The sequence below is a fragment of the Vibrio sp. 2092 genome, from assembly GCF_033339635.1.
Lineage (GTDB): Bacteria > Pseudomonadota > Gammaproteobacteria > Enterobacterales > Vibrionaceae > Vibrio > Vibrio alginolyticus.
The window spans coordinates 13090-36096 of record NZ_JAWOUY010000017.1; the positions used below are offsets into that span (position 1 = coordinate 13090).

Below are 23007 nucleotides of genomic sequence, written 5' to 3' on the forward strand. Positions count from 1 at the left end.
AGTATAATCCCAAGGTTAAAGTCAAGACTTTTACCTCTGCGTAATTATATGGGTAAAAAGTACACGACAAAAGTCAGGAAACGAAGACGTTGTTGAATATTGCACTGAATGACGAGCGACCAAACACGGGTAACAACCGTGGTCGCCAAGAAAAAATCTTGGGTGCGTTATTTTTCGTTGTGGTTGTGACTTTAATTAGTTCTGTTTTGTACGCGGCGATCAGTTGGATGTGGGATGACCAAAGGTTACCTCTCTCCAAAATAGTACTTCAGGGGAAACTGGAGTATGTCCAAGCTGACGATGTGCAGGCTGCATTTAGTCGAATTGATCACATCGGTACATTTATGTCTCAGGATATTGATGTATTACAGCAAAGTGTCGAAGCTCTGCCATGGGTAGCGCATGCCGCAATCCGAAAGCAGTGGCCGGATACAGTAAAAGTTTTTTTGACGGAGCATCAACCAGAAGCCATTTGGAATGGCAACGAACTGTTAGATAAAAACGGGTTCGTTTTTGATGGAGATGTTGCTCTGTTGCAAGAAGAAAAAGTGAAGCTGTACGGACCCAAAGATAGCGGACCGGAAGTCTTACAGACTTACCGTGATTTGAGTCCTAAGTTTCAGCAATTGGGTTTAGCGATATCGTCTCTGGTATTAAACGAGCGACGAGCTTGGCAAATCATCCTTGATAACGGTATTCGATTAGAGCTCGGAAAAGAGTCTCTTCTTGAGCGTATAGAGCGCTTTTTTAAGCTCTATAACAAGCTTGGCAGTGACACGCAAAGAATCAGTTATATCGATCTTAGGTACGATACAGGAGCCGCAGTTGGTTGGTTTCCTGAACAAGAGTTAGAAGAGAGTACAGATGACTAAGGCCGCTGATGACAACATTATTGTTGGTCTTGATATAGGCACTGCAACCGTATCGGCTCTAGTGGGTGAGGTTTTACCAGACGGTCAAATTAATATTATTGGCGCAGGTAGTAGCCCCTCACGCGGCATGGATAAAGGTGGCGTGAATGATTTGGAGTCGGTTGTAAAATCAGTACAACGTGCAATTGATCAAGCTGAATTAATGGCAGAGTGCCAGATCAGCCGAGTCTTCATTTCGTTGTCTGGTAAGCATATCGCAAGCCGAATTGAAAAAGGTATGGGCACGATTTCTGATGAAGAGGTGTCTCAAGAAGACATGGATCGCGCTATCCATACCGCAAAATCGATTAAAATCGGTGATGAACAGCGAATTCTTCATGTGATCCCGCAGGAGTTCACCATTGATTACCAAGAAGGAATCAAAAATCCGCTTGGTTTATCTGGGGTAAGAATGGAAGTGAGTGTCCACCTTATCTCATGCCATAATGACATGGCACGCAATATTATTAAGGCGGTAGAACGCTGCGGCCTTAAAGTAGAACAACTCGTATTTTCTGGGCTTGCTGCTAGTAATGCAGTAATCACCGAGGATGAAAGAGAGCTTGGAGTTTGTGTGGTTGATATTGGCGCCGGCACGATGGATGTGGCCATCTGGACTGGCGGTGCGTTACGTCACACAGAAGTATTTTCGTACGCAGGAAATGCTGTAACCAGTGATATTGCTTTTGCTTTTGGTACGCCAGTGAGCGATGCTGAAGAAATAAAAGTCAAATATGGCTGTGCTTTGAGTGAACTGGTCAGTAAGGATGACACGGTTAATGTACCAAGCGTAGGTGGACGACCATCACGTAGCCTGCAACGTCAAACGTTGTCAGAAGTGATTGAGCCACGCTACTCTGAGCTTATGGGACTGGTTAACCAAACTATCGACTCTGTACAAGCAAAATTGCGCGAAGAGGGTATCAAGCACCATCTGGCTGCGGGAGTTGTACTCACCGGCGGTGCTGCGCAAATGGACGGAGTGGTAGAATGTGCGGAACGCGTATTCCGCAATCAAGTAAGGGTCGGCAAACCGCTCGAAGTCAGCGGATTAACTGACTATGTAAAAGAGCCGTACCATTCTACGGCAGTTGGATTACTTCATTACGCAAGAGACATGCAGTCTAGCGACGATAGCGATTATAATGAACCTAAACGCTCATCTGTAACTGGCTTTTTCGATAAATTGCGTAACTGGATACAAAAAGAGTTTTAACCTGAGTTGCAGGATAAACGGAGACAACACATGTTTGAACCGATGATGGAAATGTCTGACGATGCAGTAATCAAGGTCGTTGGGGTTGGTGGCGGCGGTGGTAACGCCGTTGAACACATGGTGCGTGAATCCATCGAAGGTGTGGAATTCATCAGCGTCAACACTGATGCGCAAGCACTTCGTAAGACAAGCGTTGGCAATGTTATTCAGATCGGTGGTGATATCACTAAAGGTCTGGGTGCAGGTGCTAATCCACAGGTTGGCCGTGACGCAGCTCTCGAAGACAGAGATCGAATTAAAGATTCCCTGACTGGCGCCGATATGGTGTTTATCGCAGCTGGTATGGGTGGCGGTACCGGTACTGGTGCAGCGCCTGTTATTGCTGAAGTGGCTAAAGAGCTTGGCATTCTAACAGTAGCGGTAGTAACTAAACCGTTTAGTTTTGAAGGTAAAAAGCGTTTGGCATTTGCTGAGCAAGGTATCGATGAGCTCTCTAAGCATGTTGACTCTTTGATCACGATTCCAAACGAAAAGCTACTTAAAGTACTTGGTCGTGGTGTAACACTACTAGAAGCTTTTGCAAGCGCTAACGATGTTCTTAAGAATGCCGTTCAAGGTATTGCTGAGCTAATTACTCGCCCTGGCATGATCAACGTCGACTTTGCGGACGTAAGAACTGTAATGTCTGAAATGGGTCACGCAATGATGGGTAGCGGCATCGCCAAAGGTGAAGACCGAGCTGAAGAAGCGGCTGAAATGGCAATTTCTAGCCCACTTCTGGAAGACATCGATCTAGCGGGCGCTCGTGGTGTTCTTGTCAATATTACTGCTGGTCTGGATATGCGTCTTGACGAGTTTGAGACGGTTGGTAATACAGTGAAGGCATTCGCTTCTGACAATGCGACTGTTGTTATCGGTACTTCTCTAGACCCTGATATGACTGACGAAATCCGCGTAACAGTTGTAGCGACAGGTATTGGTAATGAGAAAAAGCCAGATATCACGCTAGTTGCGGGTGGTAAAGCGAAAGTGGCACCGACGCCGCAAGCTCAACCACAGCAACAAGCAGCGGCAACGCAAGCTGAAGAAAAACCGGCACAGACCTTGCAAAATAATCAAGTGCAAGAGAAGCCACAGGTAACTCCTCAGCCGACAAACACTGCTTCTTCTTCTCCAGCTTCGTCGAGTCAAAGTTCTGCGGCTCCAAAGCAAGAAAAGGAAAGTGGTTATTTAGATATACCGGCATTTTTGCGTCGTCAGGCTGATTAATCTTTAACCCATAAATTTGACATGGCTCAAAATTATGGTAGCATTCACGGTCGACGTTACAGACGGCCGTGTTTTGTAGCAAATTTTTGAGAGGCAAGCAGATGATCAGACAACGTACTCTGAAAGAAATAGTGAAAACAACTGGTGTGGGTCTCCACTCTGGTCGTAAAGTCACACTTACTCTGCGCCCGGCTGCTGCAAATACAGGTATCATTTACCGTCGTACAGATGTAAATCCACCTGTAGATTTTCCAGCTGATCCAGCTTCGGTTCGTGACACCATGCTTTGTACTGCATTGGTAAACGATGAAGGTGTGCGTATTTCAACTGTTGAGCACTTGAATGCGGCACTTGCTGGTATGGGCATCGATAACATTGTTGTCGAAGTAGACGCACCTGAAATTCCGATCATGGATGGTAGTGCAAGCCCATTTGTATACTTGCTACAACAAGCAGGTATCGAAACGCAAAATGCGCCAAAACGCTTCATCCGTATCAAAAAGCCAGTTCGTTTTGACGATGGTGATAAATGGGCAGAATTTGTACCATTTAACGGCTTCCGTATGGACTTCGAAATTGAGTTTAATCACCCAGCGATTGAATCAGACGAGCAACGTTTGCTGTTTGATTTCTCGTCAAAAGGCTTTGTTCGTGAGATTTCTCGAGCACGTACGTTTGGCTTTATGCGTGATATCGAATATCTACAATCTCAAAACCTAGTTTTGGGTGGTAGTTTTGACAATGCTATCGTTTTGGATGATTACCGTATTCTTAATGAAGAAGGTCTACGCTTTGAAAATGAGTTTGTGACTCACAAAGTGTTGGATGCGATTGGTGACCTTTACATGTGTGGCCACCCAATCATTGGTGAATTCCGTGCCTTTAAATCTGGCCACGGTTTAAATAACCAACTGTTACGTGCTGTTCTTGCAGATCAGGAAGCGTGGGAGTGGACTACATTCGAAGAAGAAGTCGGCTCACCAGTAGCATTCGCAGAACCAAATATGGTGCTTGCGTAAATACTTGGCATTAGAATTAATAAAAAACCAGGCTTATGCCTGGTTTTTTGCTATTTGGCTTTAATCTTCGACTTATCAATAACATTCAAGCTTTCAGCATATTGAAATAACGTTCACTTACGATCTTCCTTTTCTGCCATATCGGCTAATCGTTTTAAACGCTCTTGAATTTTAGGTGGCGCCATGTCGGCAATCGTCATTAATGACTTTGCTGCAGATTCTGTTAGTGGTGGACGCTTAGGTCTGTCGTCTTGTTGAAAGCGGTTTCTATATAGTGAAGGATTGATCCTCACTTCAACGCTCATCAGCTTGGCAAAGCCTTGAGTACGAAGTTTATTTAGGATCATGAGGCGATCGTAATCGATCTTCATTTTGATCGCGGCACTAGAGACATCGATCAATAGATGGCCGTTACGAACATTCGCTACTCGGCAATGATCGGCCGTCCCCATGGGTAAGACCTCTTGCAAAGCTTGGTTAAGCTGTAAGATTTCTCCAGCATGTTCTTGAATCTGCTTGAACTGTGACTCAGCAATAACATCTTCAGTCGAGGTTGGACGGTGATCACGCATAGGTAAAATCTAATTTTGTTGAGATATAGCTATTCTAGAGCAGCTTTCTATCAAGGTATAGTTTACATTAACGTCTTTAGCTTCAGTTTTACAATGTAGCAAGGTAAAAAGCAAAGTTTGCTCTGGATGGATTACACATATTGCGGTATGCAATATCGGCTAATCAGTCACCACTTTAAGTAAAAACTTCAGAGTGCTTCAAACAAATACGTCTATTTATGGTTGTATCGATTAAAAATCCTTACACTAAGCCACATTGTTTCAAAACTTAGCCTTGAAATATGGATGTTTGAACTCAATATCTTTGATAAATGATTTATCTCAGTATTCTTAGTTCCAAACTGGCAGAGACTGAAGGCATTATGAGTAGATCGGGAACGGTCTGAATAAAGAGAGATTCACGAAAAATGATAACTAAGCTACTGACAAAAGTGATTGGCAGTCGCAACGACCGAACACTGCGCCGCCTTAGAAAAATTGTAAAAGAAATTAATAACTATGAGCCAACATTCGAGGCTCTAAGTGATGAAGAGTTAAAAGCAAAGACGGTTGAATTCCGTGAGCGCCTAGAGAAAGGTGAAACTCTTGATAAACTACTTCCAGAAGCTTTTGCTACGGTTCGTGAAGCATCTAAGCGTGTCTACGGTATGCGCCACTTCGACGTCCAGCTTATCGGCGGTATGGTTCTAAATGCGGGTCAAATCGCTGAAATGCGTACGGGTGAAGGTAAAACGCTGACGGCAACGCTTCCTGCTTACCTAAATGCCCTGGCTGGTAAAGGCGTTCACATTGTAACAGTGAACGATTATCTAGCTAAACGTGATGCAGAGACAAACCGCCCTCTATTTGAATTTTTAGGTATGACTGTTGGCGTAAACGTGCCAAACATGCCTCCTCAAGAGAAAAAAGAAGCGTACCAAGCTGACATCTTGTACGGAACGAACAATGAATTTGGTTTTGACTACCTTCGTGACAATATGGCTTTCCGTAGCGAAGATCGCGTACAACGTGAACGCTTCTTTGCAGTTGTCGATGAGGTGGACTCAATCCTAATTGATGAAGCTCGTACCCCTTTAATCATTTCTGGTCCTGCTGAAGATAGCTCTGAGCTATACACCCGAATCAACCTTTTGATCCCGCATCTTAAAAAGCAAGACAAAGAAGACTCTGAAGAATATCGTGGTGATGGTCACTACACTGTTGATGAGAAATCAAAGCAAGTATACCTCACAGAAACGGGCCAAGAGTACGTTGAAGAACTGTTGGTGAAAAATGGTCTTATGGAAGAGGGTGACACACTTTACTCTCCGACTAACATCAGCATGTTACATCACGTGAATGCCGCTTTGCGTGCTCATGTGTTGTTTGAGCGCAACGTTGATTACATCGTTACTGACGAAGGTGAAGTAGTAATTGTTGATGAACATACTGGTCGTACAATGCCAGGTCGTCGTTGGTCTGAAGGTCTTCACCAAGCAGTAGAAGCGAAAGAAGGCGTTAAGATTCAAAACGAAAACCAAACTTTGGCTTCGATTACCTTCCAGAACTACTTCCGCTTATACGAAAAACTGTCTGGTATGACAGGTACTGCGGATACTGAAGCGTTTGAGTTCCAATCTATTTATGGCTTGGAAACGGTGGTTATCCCAACCAACAAACCAATGATTCGTAACGATATGCCGGATGTGGTGTACCGTACCGAAGCTGAGAAGTTTGCTGCAATCATTGAAGATATCAAAGAGCGCGTTGCGAAAGGTCAGCCAACATTGGTTGGTACCGTATCGATTGAAAAATCAGAACTACTCTCCAACGCCTTGAAGAAAGCGAAGATCAAACACAACGTATTGAATGCGAAATTCCATGAGAAGGAAGCGGAAATTGTTGCTGAAGCGGGTATGCCGGGTGCGGTAACTATCGCGACCAACATGGCCGGTCGTGGTACGGATATTGTGCTTGGCGGTAGTTGGCAATCAAAAGTGGAAGCTTTGGAGAACCCAACTCAAGAACAAATCGATGCGATTAAAGCAGAGTGGAAAGTGGTACATGATCAAGTACTAGATGCTGGTGGTCTACACATCATTGGTACTGAGCGCCACGAATCTCGCCGTATTGATAACCAGCTACGTGGTCGTTCTGGTCGTCAAGGTGATGCGGGTTCATCGCGCTTCTACCTATCTATGGAAGACTCTTTGTTACGTATTTTCACTTCTGATCGTATGGCGAGCCTTATTCAAAGTGGTATGGAAGAAGGTGAAGCTATTGAATCGAAAATGCTTTCTCGCTCAATTGAAAAAGCACAGCGCAAAGTGGAAGGCCGTAACTTTGATATCCGTAAGCAGCTACTAGAATACGATGATGTGGCGAACGATCAGCGTAAGGTTGTCTACGAGCTGCGCGACGAATTGATGAACGTTGAAGACATCAGCGGTATGATCGAGCAAAACCGTGAAGATGTGCTAATCGCGGTTATTGATGAGTACATCCCGCCACAATCACTAGAAGATATGTGGGACGTTGAAGGTCTGCAAGAGCGCTTGAAAGCAGACTTCGATCTTGATGCGCCAGTGAAGCAATGGCTTGAAGAAGACGATAAGCTTTACGAAGAGGCGCTACGCGAGAAGATCATCAATCTAGCCGTTGAAGTGTACAAAGAGAAAGAGGAAGTGGTGGGTGCGCAAGTGCTTCGTAACTTCGAGAAATCGGTTATGCTTCAAACTCTGGATACGCTTTGGAAAGAGCACTTGGCAGCAATGGATCACTTGCGTCAGGGTATTCACTTACGCGGCTATGCGCAGAAGAACCCGAAACAGGAATACAAGCGTGAATCGTTTGAACTGTTTGAAGGCCTACTAGAAGCGCTGAAAACTGATGTGATTACTGTTCTATCTCGCGTTCGAGTTCAGCAACAAGAAGAAGTTGAACGTATGGAAGAGCAACGTCGTGCGCAAGCTGAAGAGGCCGCTCGTCGTGCTCAAGCGCAACACGCAGCAGCACAAAACCCTCTTTCTGAAGGTGAAGAATCTGAAGAAGGTTCAAGTCAGCCAATGGTACGTGATGAACGTAAAGTAGGTCGCAATGAGCCTTGCCCTTGTGGTAGTGGTAAGAAGTATAAACAGTGCCACGGCAAAATCGACTAACGTATTAGTCAGATAATTTTTTAAAGAGTCGCCTAGGCGGCTCTTTTTTTAAGCAAATTCTGTGGCTGTCGAATTTCATAAGTTTTGATAGCATCGGATAGTTTTAGAGATGCAAAGACCGTTAAAGTGTAACGGCTTGAGAGTTAGGAACCCCTATGAAAAGAATTCACATAGTCGCGGCTATTATTTTTAACCAAGACAAATCAAAAATTTTTATTACAAAGCGTCCAGACGACAAGCATAAAGGCGGGTTTTGGGAGTTTCCCGGCGGGAAAGTCGAGTCAGGAGAAAGTATTGAACATGCTCTAGCAAGAGAACTTGAAGAAGAGGTAGGAATTGAAGTTACTGAGCAAGCCCTTTTCGAGCATTTGGAATATGACTATCCAGACAAATCACTTAAGTTTGATTTTATTACGGTATCTAAGTTCAGTAATGAGCCTTACGGCCGAGAAGGTCAAGAAGGTCGCTGGGTTGAGATAAGAGAATTGGGTAACTATGCCTTTCCTGAAGCGAACGTGCCTATCTTGGAGCGTGTCGTAAAAGAGTTCGCTTAAGCCTGATGAACTTGCTTGTGGTAACCACGGTATGTTGTTAGTTTAAACAGATTAAGCGAAACGAGAGAACGAGAGCAAACCTCGTTATCCAGAGAAGGAGAGAAAGCGCAATGGTTCGTATTGCAATCGCAGGAGCAGCAGGCCGAATGGGCCGTAATTTGGTTAAAGCTTCACACCTTAACCCAGAGGCGACAGTGAGCGCGGGATCAGAACGACCTGAGTCCTCACTTGTCGGTGTCGATATCGGTGAACTTTGTGGTGAAGGCAAATTCGATGTGTTCTTAACGGATGATCTTGCTAAAGACGTCGATAATTTTGATGTAATCATCGATTTTACTGCCCCAGTAAGTACGTTGGCGAATCTTGAACTGTGTAAGAAGCATGGAAAGAGTATTGTGATTGGGACGACTGGTTTCAGTGATGCAGAGCGTGAACTGATTGACGAAGCCGCTAAGCAAGTGCCTGTTGTCATGGCTCCTAACTACTCTGTTGGTGTGAACCTAGTATTTAAGCTTCTTGAGAAAGCAGCCAAAGTGATGGGCGACTACTGTGATGTTGAGATTGTCGAAGCACATCATCGTCATAAAGTTGATGCTCCTTCTGGTACCGCTATCGGGATGGGCGAAGCCATTGCTGGTGCGATGGGCAACAAGCTGAATGATGTAGCTGTCTATGCGCGAGAAGGTATCACAGGTGAACGTACTAAAGATGAGATCGGCTTTGCTACAATTCGCGCTGGCGATATCGTCGGTGAGCACACAGCCATGTTTGCTGATATCGGGGAACGAGTGGAGATAACGCACAAAGCGACCGATCGTATGACGTTTGCTAATGGCGCCGTCAAGGCCGCTGTTTGGTTGAGTGCCAAACCAGCGGGCTTTTATACCATGACAGATGTTTTGGGATTGAATGAACTCTAAATACATAATTATTCGCCGGCGGTAGCCGGCTTTTTTATATCTATAGAATTATTTGTAAATGAAATGATTCTAACAGAAAGTATTTTGGTGCTTACTTTTGTCGTTGTTTTGGTTGTTTTGTGGGTGTTTTGGGTTTTGATGTCTAAAAACTAATGTCTTTTTTGTCGAGTGAACGTTTGCGTGAAAAATTCATACTTTTTTGTGATCTCTAAAAAGTTCAAATTTGTAAAATTCATTAAACCTCTATGCCTCTCTATGTAATAGCATGTAAAAGTTATCTTTTTGGGCCTTACTGATTCAAAATGACCTTACTCGCTAGAAATTAATCATTTATTTTTGATTGTAGGTTGACAGGTTTCGAGTCCAACTTTAGAATACCGCCAATTTGTCTGAAATACCTATTTATGTAGATTTTATAGGTAAAGGAAGGCATGTTTGCAGTTTGATTTATTTTTTTTGCATTTTTATTCTGGAGGTTGTCTTGGGTAAATTAGCACTGTTGGTCCTAGAAGATGGGACAGTGTTCCGCGGAGTGTCCATAGGGGCAGATGGTCTTTCCGTTGGTGAAGTCGTTTTTAATACCTCGATGACGGGGTATCAAGAAATCCTCACTGATCCTTCCTATTCTCAGCAAATCGTCACTCTCACTTATCCTCACATTGGCAATACCGGAACCACTTCCGAAGATGAAGAATCCTCTTCCATTCATGCACAAGGCCTTGTGATTCGCGATCTTCCTCTAATCGCTTCTAACTTCCGTAACGAACAATCCCTCTCTGATTATCTTAAGTCTCGAAATATCGTTGGCATCGCTGATATCGATACTCGTAAGCTCACTCGTATCCTGCGTGAAAAAGGTGCTCAAAACGGCTGTATTGTTGCGGGCAACAACCTAGACGAAGCTTTGGCACTAGCGAAAGCAAAAGAATTCCCAGGCTTAAAAGGAATGGACCTTGCGAAAGAAGTTACAACAAAAGAAGCGTATCAATGGAAGCAAGGTTCGTGGACGCTTGAAGGTGGACTTCCAGAGGCGAAAGATGACAGCGAGCTGCCATACCACGTTGTCGCTTACGACTTCGGCGCAAAACGCAACATCTTACGAATGTTGGTTGACCGTGGCTGCCGCTTAACGGTTGTACCTGCAGAAACGTCAGCGGAAGAAGTTCTGGCACTAAATCCAGATGGCGTATTCTTATCAAACGGCCCTGGTGACCCAGAACCATGTACTTACGCGATTGAAGCAACCAAAGTGTTCCTAGAAAAAGGCCTGCCAATTTTTGGTATTTGTCTAGGTCACCAAATTCTGGCGCTAGCATCAGGTGCGCAAACGGTGAAAATGAAGTTTGGTCACCACGGTGCAAACCACCCAGTAAAAGATTTAGAGCGTAACGTTGTGATGATTACCTCGCAAAACCACGGCTTTGCGGCAGATGAAGCAACATTACCGGAAAACTTACGTGCTACTCACGTATCGCTATTTGATGGCTCTTTGCAAGGTATCCACCGCACAGACAAGCCAGCATTTAGCTTCCAAGGTCACCCAGAAGCGAGCCCTGGTCCACATGACGCGGCACCGCTATTTGACCACTTTATCGAACTAATCAAAAAACACAGCGCTTAATTCGGAGTAGTAGATAATGCCAAAACGTACTGACATTCAAAGTATTCTAATTCTTGGTGCTGGTCCGATTGTTATCGGTCAGGCATGTGAGTTTGACTACTCTGGCGCACAAGCGTGTAAAGCTCTTCGCGAAGAAGGCTACCGAGTTATCCTAGTTAACTCTAATCCAGCAACGATTATGACTGACCCAGAGATGGCAGATGCGACTTACATCGAGCCGATTCAGTGGGAAGTTGTACGCAAGATCATCGAGAAAGAACGTCCTGATGCAGTTCTGCCAACTATGGGTGGTCAGACAGCACTTAACTGTGCGTTAGATTTAGAGAAGCACGGCGTTCTCGCAGAGTTTGGCGTAGAGATGATTGGTGCAACGGCTGATGCAATCGACAAAGCGGAAGACCGTTCTCGTTTTGATAAAGCGATGAAGTCTATCGGCCTTGAGTGTCCTCGCGCAGATACAGCGAAGAGCATGGAAGAAGCTTACAAAGTTTTAGATATGGTTGGCTTCCCTTGTATCATCCGTCCATCGTTCACCATGGGTGGCACTGGTGGTGGTATCGCGTACAACAAAGAAGAGTTCGAAGAAATCTGTCGTCGTGGTCTGGACTTATCTCCGACCAACGAACTTCTTATCGATGAGTCGCTAATCGGTTGGAAAGAGTACGAAATGGAAGTCGTTCGTGACAAAGCGGACAACTGTATCATCGTATGTTCAATCGAGAACTTTGACCCAATGGGCATCCATACGGGTGACTCAATCACGGTTGCTCCAGCACAAACACTGACTGACAAAGAATACCAGCTTATGCGTAATGCATCGCTAGCTGTTCTGCGTGAAATCGGTGTTGAAACAGGTGGTTCAAACGTACAGTTTGGTATCAACCCGAAAGATGGTCGTATGGTCATCATCGAGATGAACCCGCGTGTATCTCGCTCTTCTGCGCTAGCATCAAAAGCAACAGGCTTCCCAATTGCGAAAATTGCCGCGAAACTGGCTGTTGGCTTTACGCTAGACGAACTACAAAACGACATCACAGGTGGTGCAACACCTGCGTCATTTGAACCAACTATCGACTACGTCGTAACTAAGATCCCTCGCTTTAACTTCGAGAAATTTGCTGGTGCAAACGATCGTCTGACAACTCAGATGAAATCGGTTGGTGAGGTAATGGCGATTGGTCGTAACCAACAAGAATCTCTTCACAAAGCACTGCGTGGCCTAGAAGTTGGCGCAACTGGTTTTGATGAGATGGTCGATCTGGAAGCGCCAGATGCACTGACTAAGATTCGTCACGAACTTAAAGAAGCAGGTGCAGAGCGTATCTGGTACATCGCCGATGCATTCCGAGCGGGTATGTCAGTCGACGGTGTGTTCAACTTGACTCAAATCGACCGCTGGTTCCTAGTTCAAATCGAAGAAATTGTAAAACTCGAAGAACAAGTCAAGGCGGGCGGCTACGCAGGTTTGACCAAAGAAGTGCTTCGTCAGATGAAACGCAAAGGCTTCTCTGATGCTCGCTTGTCTAAATTGCTTGGTGTCGCTGAAAGTGAAATTCGCCGTGCTCGTGAGCAGTTTGATATTCATCCGGTTTACAAACGTGTGGATACATGTGCAGCAGAGTTTTCTTCTGACACGGCTTACATGTACTCATCTTACGATGAAGAATGTGAAGCAAACCCAACAGACAAAGATAAGATCATGGTTCTTGGTGGCGGTCCAAACCGTATCGGCCAAGGTATCGAATTCGATTACTGTTGTGTTCATGCATCACTTGCGCTGCGTGAAGACGGTTACGAAACCATTATGGTTAACTGTAACCCAGAAACGGTATCTACTGACTACGATACGTCTGATCGTCTGTACTTCGAGCCAGTAACTCTGGAAGATGTACTGTCTATCGCTCGCGTTGAAAAACCAAAAGGTGTGATTGTTCAGTACGGTGGTCAAACGCCACTTAAACTGGCTCGTGCTCTAGAAGCGGCTGGTGTGCCAATCATTGGTACTAGCCCAGATGCTATCGACCGTGCGGAAGACCGCGAACGCTTCCAAGCCGCTGTTGACCGTTTAGGTCTACTTCAGCCAGAAAACGCGACAGTAACAACGATGGAGCAAGCGGTTGAGAAATCGAAAGAAATTGGCTTCCCATTAGTTGTTCGTCCATCTTATGTACTCGGTGGTCGTGCGATGGAAATCGTATACGACGAGCAAGACCTGCGTCGCTACTTCAACGAAGCAGTAAGCGTATCGAACGAGTCTCCAGTTCTGCTAGACCGTTTCTTGGATGATGCAACCGAAGTTGATATTGATGCTATCTGTGACGGTGAACGCGTCGTTATCGGCGGTATCATGGAGCACATCGAACAAGCGGGTGTTCACTCTGGTGACTCTGCATGTTCACTGCCTGCATACACGCTAAGTCAGGAAATTCAAGACAAGATGCGTGAGCAAGTTGAGAAGTTAGCATTCGAACTCGGTGTACGCGGTTTGATGAACACGCAGTTTGCTGTGAAAGACAACGACGTTTATCTAATTGAAGTGAACCCTCGTGCTGCTCGTACGGTACCATTCGTATCGAAAGCGACAGGCGCTCCTCTAGCGAAAATCGCTGCACGTGTAATGGCGGGTCAATCTCTAGAGTCACAAGGCTTTACTAAAGAGATTATCCCTCCTTACTACTCAGTGAAAGAAGTGGTTCTGCCGTTCAACAAATTCCCTGGTGTTGACCCTCTATTGGGCCCTGAAATGCGCTCAACAGGTGAAGTAATGGGTGTGGGTGCAACGTTCGCAGAAGCTTACGCGAAAGCAGAGCTAGGTTGTGGTGCGGTTTATCCTGAAGGTGGTCGTGCGCTACTGTCTGTACGTGAAGGTGATAAAGAGCGTGTTGTTGACCTAGCTTCTAAGTTAGTGAAACTGGGTTACCAGTTGGATGCGACACACGGTACTGCTGTAATTCTGGGCGAAGCGGGTATTAACCCACGTTTGGTAAACAAAGTACACGAAGGTCGTCCACACATTCTTGACCGCATCAAGAACAACGAATACACCTACATCGTAAACACGGCTGCTGGTCGTCAAGCGATTGAAGATTCGAAAGTTCTACGCCGTGGTGCACTGGCAGAAAAAGTGAACTACACAACGACACTGAATGCAGCGTTCGCTACATGTATGTCTCATACTGCAGACGCAAAAGCGTCAGTAACTTCGGTTCAAGAGTTACACGCTAAAGTGAAAGCGAGTCTAGACGCGTAACAGATAAAAATCAGTAAGCTCATTAATCAGGGCTTACATGACAACCTCATTGCCCGCTCATTTGAGCGGGCTTTTTTATATCGAGGTTTTTCTAAAATGAAGAGCATTAAAGTGTGCTAGGAACGATTGGTATGCTTCGCTTTTGAAGATCATCAAGCTAATGATGGCAAGCAATGTGCCCAAAGAGGAAGAAATAGTACTACCACTTGCTACAACAAAATTAATGCTGCAAGTGAGAATGATAAAAGAGATAGTAAGTAAGTTTATTTTTGCAGCAATACTTAATCCTTTGCTTATTGTCAGAATGTTTGGAATGCATACAACAACAACCGTAATAGCTCCCAATGTAAGAAGGTAAGTATCTAGAGCAATGTGTTGAGTGAAAGAAAACCAGTCACTCCAAATGCTCAAGCTAATAGCCAGACCAATAGTCAATGCCAAGTATAAACATATACTTAGTGAGATGTTTGCTATGCTAATTGATTTAGTATTCAACTTTCAATTCCTCATAGATTCCAATTGCAAGATTTCTTAACTCTCCCGAATAACCACTTCCTACTATGCTAATTGAGCCTCCAATTGCATCTAGAAGCTGATGAGAAATGGATGCGGATATTGTTGCTTGCGAATACCTCTTAGGAATTTCTCCTGACAACATTAGCTGTTTACGAGCTTTATTCGAAATACTCGGAAGGTTTTTACGGATGATTTCTTTAGTTAATCTTGTTCTCTCTTGTCTGTTTAAGCCTTTTAGAATCTCGGGAACGCCTTTCTTAGTGGTTTGCTTAAGAGATTGAACCATTTTTATCGTTTGATATCCGCTAGCACCCGCTCCAGCTAAGGATATGTAATCTAAAGCTTTAGTTGTATTTTGATACCACTCATTACTGTCTATATCCGATAATTTATCTGGTGATTTAGATACCATACGGGTTCTTGCTACTCCAATAGCACATTGGGCTGTGGCAGCAACAGTAGCGGCGTGTGAGATATAGGACATAGTTACGCCCACAGGACCACTTACTGGTATTGTTAGCCCCGAACCAACTACTCCAATCCAGCCAATTGCTGCACCAATACAGCTAATGCTCGCTGATAGAAGCTCTTGATTGAATCTTGATTTTGATTCTTCCTGTTTTATTTTTTTTGCAAATTCTTGAGATGATTGTAATTTTATCGGTTCTCGTAGAATGATAAAGGTAGGATTGATATGGCATGTGGATTTAAAGTCTCTTAAGCGTACAACGGTGAATTTGTTATCAATATAAATTACACCCGCACCGCTAGTCTCTGGTTTAGCGTCAATAACGTTGAATAGCTGATTAACATTCACTATCTGTTCGATTTTTAAGCGTAATTGCTGTTCTTTTATTGATGGTCGAGTCAGTAAGGCTTCCATTATTTTCGTTTTTTATCAGATTAAATATTTCCTATTAAGACAGCATTTTCTTTTTCTATCAAAATATTAAGAGGCTCTTGAGGTGAGGCTCTATATTTGGATGTAATTGATATTTTTAATGTATCATTCTCTAGATTTATTGACTGATGAAAATTAGGAATAGATTGGTATCTTGACTTTCCATTGGTAGTTTTGTGAATAAGTGCTACCGTTTCTTCCTCTTTGATACCTCTTCAAAAAGGAAGTGTAGTGGAAATCACGGTTGAGATTTTGTTGGCCTTATTTTTGGTTGCGACTGCCGCAGGCTTTATTGATGCGATGGCTGGTGGGGGGGGGCTCATTACGCTCCCTGCGCTTTTGGCTGCGGGGTTGAGTCCGACTCAAGCTCTAGCAACCAATAAGTTACAAAGTTCGTTTGGCAGTTTCTCTGCTAGCTGGTATTTCGTGCGTAACGGTATTGTCAGCTTAAAGGAAATGCGTTTTGCGATACTCTGCACTTTTATAGGCGCTGCAATCGGTGCCGAGGCTGTGCAGTTTATTGATGCTAGCGTACTCACCAGTTTGATCCCTGTTCTTTTGATAGCCATTTCCCTCTATTTTTTACTCGCGCCAAGTACGCGAAAAATCGATGGAGAACCAAAGTTATCTGAAGCGATGTTTGCGCTATGCATTGGTGGCGGAATCGGTTTCTATGATGGCTTTTTTGGCCCTGGGACTGGATCTATTTTTACTGTTTGTTTTGTTGCACTAGGTCACTTTTCTTTGGTCGAAGCCACTGCTAGAACCAAAATTCTCAATTTCACGTCAAACATTGCGGCACTACTCTTTTTTATCTTCGCTGGGTTGCCCGTGTGGAAGCTTGGCTTAACCATGGCTGTTGGCGGTTTTCTTGGTGCTCAGTTAGGAGCGAAGGTCGTGGTAAGTAAAGGACAAAAATGGATTCGTCCTCTAGTTATAGTGATGTCGATGCTTATGGCAACGAAACTTCTTTGGCAACAACACCAGCAATGGATTCTGTCAGTGCTTTAACTCGTTCGCTACGATATGTGCTGTGACGTAAGCAGATATGTATTGGTCGAACTAACTGATCTAGCTCTTCAAAGTCATAGCAGAACTTAGATGTGATATTAAGTGTCGTTAGGATAGATTTAGGGATTAAAGCGGGAGCCATACCTCCCAAAGCCAGTTGTGCTGCCGCAGTATACGAATCCATTTCCATCAAAGGTTCGATTCCGTGTTTGGATAAAATAGCTTGTTGATATGTGTTGGCAGGGTTAGTTAAGTCATTGGTCAAAATAGCTTTAGGTAGTTGTGAAAGTGAATGTCGACTGACAATTGAGAAAGGTTCATCGGCGAGGTGAAGGCTCATTAATCCATGATGAGGTGGTAGATAGCCAGCGCAAAATCCCAATGTTGCTTTGCCTGATTTCACATTCTCAATAATGCGTGGCGTATGATTGGTCGATATTCGTATGTACTGATCATGGGCAAAGTGTTCTGCCATGATCATGCTGAGGTATCCCGCCACTAAGGTTTCAGAGCAGTCCATTTTGATTAAAGAAGTATCTTCTATTTGTTGTTGATCGTGGATTTTTCCTCTTAACTCATTGAACGTGGGTTCTATTGTGTTTATGAGGGCAAGGCCATCGGAGGTCAGCTTTATGTGCCGACCATTCGGCTCTATCAATTTTTTTCCTAACTTCTTCTCTAGATTTGAAATACGTTTACTCACGGCAGATTGACTAATATAGAGTTGACTGCCTGTGCGGCTCATGGTTTTTTCTTTACTGAGGACAAGTAACGTTTCAATACCTTCAAGCAACATAATGATTAATGAAAGTTAGGAATGGTTGAGATAATTTAGCGAATTGCCCAAGAATTGGCGAATCAAATGAGCATAAATGAGAGGAGCCGACACTTGGTCGACTCCATGGTGAGTGATGTTGTTGGTGTTTAACGGTTAATGGCGAAAGTTGGCAGGGATAGATGCCAACGAATCGCACCGAGACGTATAATGAGCGTTGAGATTACACCAGCGAGTAAAGCCGTTGAGTGGTCATAACCCATGTTTACCGCCATCGTATGGAAGATGCCGCCAATAATACATGCCGTAGCATAGACTTCACTTCTTAATACCATAGGAACTTCGCGAGCCAGCACGTCTCGCATAATGCCACCGCCACAGCCAGTAATAACCCCCATTATCACCGCGACCATCCCAGATGCATTGTAGGCGAGTGCCTTTTCTACTCCTATTCCCACAAACACAGCGAGACCGATGGCATCACAAACGGGTAATACCCACCATGAGAGTCGCTTGGGTCTTCGAATAACAAGCATGGTTAGTAGACACGTAACAAATATCACCCATAAGTAAGTCGTATCTGTTATCCAAAATACGGGAGTGGCACCAAGCGCCATGTCTCGGATTGTTCCGCCACCTATAGCAGTCACACTGCCGAGCACGACAACGCCGAATGGATCCATTTTTAAACGGCCCGCCAGTAATACGCCAGAGATAGCGAAAACAGCGGTACCGAACAAATCGATCATATAAAGCAGCATGGAGTCCATGTTACTTAGTACCTTTAAATAGTGTGAGAAAAAATGGGCGGAAATTGTACGGTATTTGCCACGAAATCGTTAGCGTTTTTGACGAACGCTTTTAAAGTGCTCACACACTTCCTTGATCGCGTTCAATGTGCGTGGTGTCGGACGGTTAATCCAATCAGAGTTTAGGGACCAGATGTGTTTGTTTTTAAGAGCAAGAAGCTCATTACTCCACTCAGCCCACATACCATCGTTACTCATTGCGTGACGAGAAGTAAAAATAACCTCTGGCTGGCGAGTAATGACTTGCTCGATGCTAACTTGAGGATAAGGCGCGCTAGATGCGGCGAAAATGTTCTCACCACCGCAAAAAGTAAAGACTTCACTTGGCCAGTTCTTTCCGGCGACAGTGATGATAGGCTTTTCACTCAACTGATAAAAGTAACTAACTTTCTCGTTCGAGTTGTACTGTTCTTTTAGTGTACTCAGCTGCGTTCTAAAATCTTCAGCGGCTTTTTTTCCTACTTGTGGAGTTTCGCTGTATTGGCTGAGTTGCTCGATATTATTGGCGATATCTTCTAATGAACCTGTAGTGGAGTAATAGATAGGAATACCGAACTGTTTAATTTTCTCCAACTCTTTAGCGGGGTTTCCGGCTGGCCAAGCAATCACTAAGTCCGGCTGAAGAGCAATAATGCGCTCTAATTTAATTCCTTGATAATTTGAGACTCTTTCTAGCTGCTTTGCCTGTTCTGGATAATCGCTCATTTCGCTGACAGCAACAAGCTGCTCTCCTAGCCCTGCTGCAAAGGCAATTTCGGTGGCATGTGGAGCTAAACTTATAATGCGTTGAGCGGGTTGAGCGAAGGTCGCTGTCGAAACAAACAGCGTTAATGCGAAGCATAATTTATTCATCATAATCCTTGATAAATTATTCCTAAAAGCAAACTTTGGATTGCGATCCAAGCCAGGACGCGCCAAACGAGCAGCGTATGTATTTGTGAAAGGTGAATAGCCGATGGCGCAATGCGCCCACCGATTTTTGCGCGCTCTGCACGCACACCTTGATAGATAGCAGGGCCGCATAAAGACAGTTGTAGTTTGTGTCCGATAGTACATAACACCCAGCTAGGTCCTGGTAAGGGCCAAGACTTCGCTTGCTGTTGTATTCCAGAGAGCACATTACTTGTATTCTTTCCGGCAGCTAAAAGTATGGCAAAGAGACGAAGTGGAATAATATCCAGAGTAGCAACCAGTTGAATCACAGGTTTACCAAAGGGCAAATATTGGCGTCGGCTAGGGGACCACACTCGCGCTAATTCTGTTGTGAGTCGATACATTAACGCACCAATACCACCTGTTAGTGCGTACCAAAATAGCACGCCGATCACGTTGCGGCTGTATCCCATAATCAGGGTTTCTGAGCCAGCTTTACCTATGCCAACGATCGAGAGGCTACCAGTATCGCGATTAAGATATGGTCTCAGTAATGCTCGACACTGAGCTTTGTCTTCCGAAGAGATACTTGTGACGAGCTGTTTCGTTAACGTTTCGCTGTTGCGCCAGTCTAGCGCAATGATCAATAGAACCAGTTCATATAAAGGGATTTGCCAAACAAATGGCTTTACTGCAATCAGTAATATCAAGCAAGGAAACAGCATCAAGCCTAGTGCAAGACTGCCTGAGATTACACTCTGTGAGTAATTGTGATTATTGTTCACTTTGTTAGCTAGCTGCTCTGCTAGCTTTCGCCATAAAGTGATGGGGTGCGCTGAATGGGGGATTGGCACTAAAAGGTGCAAGATCAGTGCACCCCACATAATGAGGAGCGCACCGTTGGCATAAAATGACTGAAAAACTTCTTCCATGAATGAGTCGTTTACTTAATGAGTTCCAGCATTTTGAATACCATTTCGGAAGAGCTTTTTGCTGCTAGAGGCAGGAACTCATCAAAGCTCATTGGTGATTCTTTATCAGCGACATCAGAGATTGCACGCACAACAACAAACGGTGTGTTGAATTGGTGACAAGTTTGAGCGATAGCAGATGCTTCCATTTCTACAGCGATAACAGACGGAAAGTGTTTACGAATAAACTCTTGACGCTCAGCAGTACAAACAAACGCATCGCCAGTACAAATTAGGCCGCGAACCGCATGAGTGTTTTCCATTTGTGCTAGGGCTTTTTCTGCTAAGTCCATTAGCTTGTCATCCGCTTTGAATGCAGCTGGTTGACCGGCCATTTGGCCAATTTCATAACCAAAAGCGGTTACGTCTGCATCGTGATGACGAACTTCTGTAGAGATAACTACATCGCCAAGGTTTAAGCTTGAATCGAAACCGCCAGCAGAGCCTGTGTTAATCACAACGTCTGGTTGGTATTCATCAAGAAGGATTGTCGTGCCCACTGCCGCTGCAACTTTACCGATGCCCGATTGTAGTACGACGACTTCGACATCGTTAATTTGACCAGAGAAAAACGTACAACCTGCTTTATTTACAGTTTTGCAGTTTGTAATTGCTTGCTTCAGGATGGTCACTTCTTGTTCCATCGCACCGATGATACCAACTTTCATAACACTCTCTTTAGGTAAATATTTTAGTTGGCCGAGAGTATAGCACTCCCCGTTGGCAGTTTTCTATTTGATGAGCTTAGCTTGAGTGAGCTTTTCTCGTAATTGATCGGCGCGCTTTCTGTTTACGCCAAAGTCAGAGTAGCCCACACGAGATTCCGAGCGCACAATCAGTTGGTCTCCTGCTATTTTTAGTTCGAGGTCATCCACGAAGCGCATGATTTTAGATGTGCACTCGATACGAAGGTAGTTGCTTTCTTTCACCGCGGTTTTCGCGCCTGGCAGTTCAAGCGCAACTTGCTCAATAGCGTCGATGTTCGCTGAATCAACTAAGATAAATGGCGTTAGGTTGTATTTTTCTCGCGAGTCTTGGGTGGAGACGCAGTTTGGTTTGTCACCACAAGGTGATTGAGAACGATCCGTCATGGTTGTGGCTCCTTGGCTACAAGCGGTTAAGCCGAGCAAAGTAATGGAAAGGAGAGCGGCTTTTTTCATTGTATTTACTCTTATAATTTTGCTTCTAATTATATGGATACAAAAGAAAAAGGATCCAATAATAGGACCCTTTTTGTGAGGTTAACTGAGATTAAACTTCGAGGTAATCGAGAATGCCTTCTGCCGCTTTTCGTCCTTCATCAATTGCGGTTACGACAAGATCAGAACCTCGTACCGCATCGCCACCCGCGAAGATCTTTTCATTGCTGGTCTGGAACTGGAACTCTTGCTTCGCTGGGGCTTTGATACGGCCCCATTGATCCAAATCGACATCAAACGGTGCTAACCAGTCCATTTTGTGCGGCTGGAAACCAAACGCCATGATAACAACGTCTGCTGGTAGAACGTGCTCGCTGCCTTCAACGGGCTCTGGGCGTCGGCGACCTGCTTCATCAGGTTCACCAAGTGCGGTTTTCACCACTTTGACCCCCGAGACTTTGCCTGACGCATCCACTTCCACTCCCAAAGGCTGAAGGTTGAACATGAACTTCACGCCTTCTTCCTTTGCGTTTTTTACCTCGCGACGAGAGCCTGGCATGTTGGCCTCATCACGACGATAAGCACAAACTACGTTGGAGGCACCTTGGCGAATTGAGGTACGAACGCAGTCCATTGCGGTATCACCACCACCCAGTACGACGACTTTCTTTCCTGCCATATCGATAAAGGGTTGGTTACTCTCAAGATCCATGACTTTGTAGGTGTTCGAAACTAAAAATGGCAGCGCGTCATACACACCCGGCGCATCTTCATTATCTAGACCTGCACGCATGTATTTATAGGTGCCAACGCCCAAGAAAACAGCATCGTATTCATCAAGCAGCTCTTGCATTTGGACATCTTTGCCTACTTCCATGTTCATGCGGAACTCGACGCCCATTTCAGTGAACACACGGCGGCGGTTTTTCATCACGCCTTTTTCAAGCTTGAAGGAAGGAATACCGAAGGTCAGAAGGCCTCCAATTTCAGGGTAGCGGTCAAACACGACTGGCTTAACGCCATTGCGCACTAGGATATCCGCGGCAGCCAAGCCAGCTGGGCCTGCTCCAATGATTGCGACCTTTTTATCGGTCCACTCCACCTTGGACATATCTGGCTTCCAGCCCATTTCAAACGCTTTGTCGGTAATGTACTTTTCTATGTTACCGATGGTGACGGCACCAAAGTCATCATTAAGCGTGCATGAACCTTCACATAGGCGGTCTTGAGGACAAACGCGCCCACATACTTCCGGTAGGCTATTGGTTTGATGCGATAGTTCAACCGCTTCAAGAATACGGCCTTCATTGGCAAGTTTTAACCATTGAGGGATGTAGTTGTGGACTGGGCATTTCCATTCACAATATGGGTTGCCACAATCTAAGCAGCGATCCGCTTGTGCAGTCGCCTGTTGTTTAGTGAACGGTTCATAGATTTCAACGAACTCGATCTTACGAACTTTGATAGGCTTTTTCGCAGGATCTACACGCTGCACATCGATAAATTGATAAACGTTCTGGCTCATGATTCAAACATCCTCCAT

The 23007-nt window shown here is 44.7% G+C and carries 20 protein-coding genes; 10 read left to right on the forward strand and 10 right to left on the reverse strand.

Features of this window, described 5'->3' with window-relative positions:
- Positions 1 to 89 precede the first annotated feature (89 nt).
- The 4 genes from R7P80_RS22375 (at position 90) to lpxC (ending at position 4415) form a co-directional block, all read left to right on the forward strand.
- A complete protein-coding gene (locus R7P80_RS22375) occupies positions 90 to 872 on the forward strand; it encodes a cell division protein FtsQ/DivIB (protein ID WP_005387393.1) in 783 nt (260 codons plus the stop codon).
- Complete coding sequence (ftsA, locus tag R7P80_RS22380; RefSeq protein WP_005372946.1) at positions 865 to 2127, forward strand: cell division protein FtsA; 1263 nt, start codon at positions 865 to 867, stop codon at positions 2125 to 2127. Before R7P80_RS22375 ends, ftsA begins: the two co-directional genes overlap by 8 nt.
- Positions 2128 to 2157: 30 nt before the next feature.
- On the forward strand, positions 2158 to 3396 hold the full coding sequence (ftsZ, locus tag R7P80_RS22385; RefSeq protein WP_005387391.1) for a cell division protein FtsZ: 1239 nt from the start codon (positions 2158 to 2160) through the stop codon (positions 3394 to 3396).
- A 101-nt stretch (positions 3397 to 3497) separates the two neighbouring features.
- Positions 3498 to 4415: a UDP-3-O-acyl-N-acetylglucosamine deacetylase gene (gene lpxC / locus R7P80_RS22390; RefSeq protein WP_047102006.1), complete on the forward strand. Its 918-nt coding sequence runs from the start codon at positions 3498 to 3500 to the stop codon at positions 4413 to 4415.
- A gap of 113 nt (positions 4416 to 4528) precedes the next feature.
- Here the strand turns inward: lpxC and R7P80_RS22395 are convergent, their stop codons facing one another.
- A complete protein-coding gene (locus R7P80_RS22395) occupies positions 4529 to 4987 on the reverse strand; it encodes a DUF721 domain-containing protein (RefSeq protein ID WP_005381869.1) in 459 nt (152 codons plus the stop codon).
- 407 nt (positions 4988 to 5394) lie between these two features.
- On the opposite strand from R7P80_RS22395, the gene secA reads away from it, so the two are divergent.
- From secA to carB, 5 genes are all read left to right on the forward strand, one after another.
- Complete coding sequence (gene secA / locus R7P80_RS22400; protein WP_225491984.1) at positions 5395 to 8124, forward strand: preprotein translocase subunit SecA; 2730 nt, start codon at positions 5395 to 5397, stop codon at positions 8122 to 8124.
- A gap of 155 nt (positions 8125 to 8279) precedes the next feature.
- Positions 8280 to 8678, forward strand: a complete 399-nt coding sequence (mutT, locus tag R7P80_RS22405; protein WP_005387387.1) for an 8-oxo-dGTP diphosphatase MutT — start codon at positions 8280 to 8282, stop codon at positions 8676 to 8678.
- A 110-nt stretch (positions 8679 to 8788) separates the two neighbouring features.
- Complete coding sequence (dapB, locus tag R7P80_RS22410; protein WP_005381860.1) at positions 8789 to 9598, forward strand: 4-hydroxy-tetrahydrodipicolinate reductase; 810 nt, start codon at positions 8789 to 8791, stop codon at positions 9596 to 9598.
- Positions 9599 to 10079: 481 nt separating this feature from the next.
- Complete coding sequence (gene carA / locus R7P80_RS22415; protein WP_225491983.1) at positions 10080 to 11219, forward strand: glutamine-hydrolyzing carbamoyl-phosphate synthase small subunit; 1140 nt, start codon at positions 10080 to 10082, stop codon at positions 11217 to 11219.
- Positions 11220 to 11235: 16 nt separating this feature from the next.
- Positions 11236 to 14469 (forward strand): carbamoyl-phosphate synthase large subunit, encoded by a 3234-nt coding sequence (carB, locus tag R7P80_RS22420; RefSeq protein ID WP_005381854.1) that lies wholly within the window; start codon positions 11236 to 11238, stop codon positions 14467 to 14469.
- Positions 14470 to 14544: 75 nt separating this feature from the next.
- Here the strand turns inward: carB and R7P80_RS22425 are convergent, their stop codons facing one another.
- Together R7P80_RS22425 and R7P80_RS22430 are read right to left on the reverse strand one after the other, a co-directional pair.
- Positions 14545 to 14964, reverse strand: coding sequence for a hypothetical protein (locus R7P80_RS22425; RefSeq protein ID WP_225491982.1), 420 nt, complete (start codon positions 14962 to 14964; stop codon positions 14545 to 14547).
- Entirely contained in the window at positions 14954 to 15868 is a 915-nt protein-coding gene (locus R7P80_RS22430; protein WP_005381852.1) for a hypothetical protein, read from the reverse strand. The genes R7P80_RS22425 and R7P80_RS22430 overlap by 11 nt, the downstream gene beginning before the upstream one ends.
- 249 nt (positions 15869 to 16117) lie before the next feature.
- Here R7P80_RS22430 and R7P80_RS22435 point away from each other — a divergent pair, with 249 nt between their 5' ends.
- A complete protein-coding gene (locus R7P80_RS22435; protein WP_005381847.1) occupies positions 16118 to 16897 on the forward strand; it encodes a TSUP family transporter in 780 nt (259 codons plus the stop codon).
- Here R7P80_RS22435 and R7P80_RS22440 read toward each other — a convergent pair.
- From R7P80_RS22440 to R7P80_RS22470, 7 genes are all read right to left on the reverse strand, one after another.
- A complete protein-coding gene (locus R7P80_RS22440) occupies positions 16839 to 17693 on the reverse strand; it encodes a LysR family transcriptional regulator (RefSeq protein ID WP_054576666.1) in 855 nt (284 codons plus the stop codon). The two genes, R7P80_RS22435 and R7P80_RS22440, sit on opposite strands and share 59 nt — an antisense overlap.
- 128 nt (positions 17694 to 17821) lie before the next feature.
- Positions 17822 to 18442: a TRIC cation channel family protein gene (locus R7P80_RS22445; protein WP_225491981.1), complete on the reverse strand. Its 621-nt coding sequence runs from the start codon at positions 18440 to 18442 to the stop codon at positions 17822 to 17824.
- Between the two features lie 69 nt (positions 18443 to 18511).
- Entirely contained in the window at positions 18512 to 19333 is an 822-nt protein-coding gene (btuF, locus tag R7P80_RS22450; RefSeq protein WP_005381841.1) for a vitamin B12 ABC transporter substrate-binding protein BtuF, read from the reverse strand.
- Positions 19333 to 20286 (reverse strand): cobalamin biosynthesis family protein, encoded by a 954-nt coding sequence (locus R7P80_RS22455; protein WP_005381839.1) that lies wholly within the window; start codon positions 20284 to 20286, stop codon positions 19333 to 19335. The genes btuF and R7P80_RS22455 overlap by 1 nt, the downstream gene beginning before the upstream one ends.
- An 11-nt stretch (positions 20287 to 20297) precedes the next feature.
- Positions 20298 to 20993, reverse strand: a complete 696-nt coding sequence (gene mtnN, locus R7P80_RS22460) for a 5'-methylthioadenosine/S-adenosylhomocysteine nucleosidase (RefSeq protein WP_005381837.1) — start codon at positions 20991 to 20993, stop codon at positions 20298 to 20300.
- A gap of 63 nt (positions 20994 to 21056) precedes the next feature.
- Positions 21057 to 21485 (reverse strand): DUF1499 domain-containing protein, encoded by a 429-nt coding sequence (locus tag R7P80_RS22465; RefSeq protein WP_225491980.1) that lies wholly within the window; start codon positions 21483 to 21485, stop codon positions 21057 to 21059.
- A 91-nt stretch (positions 21486 to 21576) separates the two neighbouring features.
- On the reverse strand, positions 21577 to 22989 hold the full coding sequence (locus R7P80_RS22470) for an FAD-dependent oxidoreductase (RefSeq protein ID WP_225491979.1): 1413 nt from the start codon (positions 22987 to 22989) through the stop codon (positions 21577 to 21579).
- Positions 22990 to 23007 lie beyond the last annotated feature (18 nt).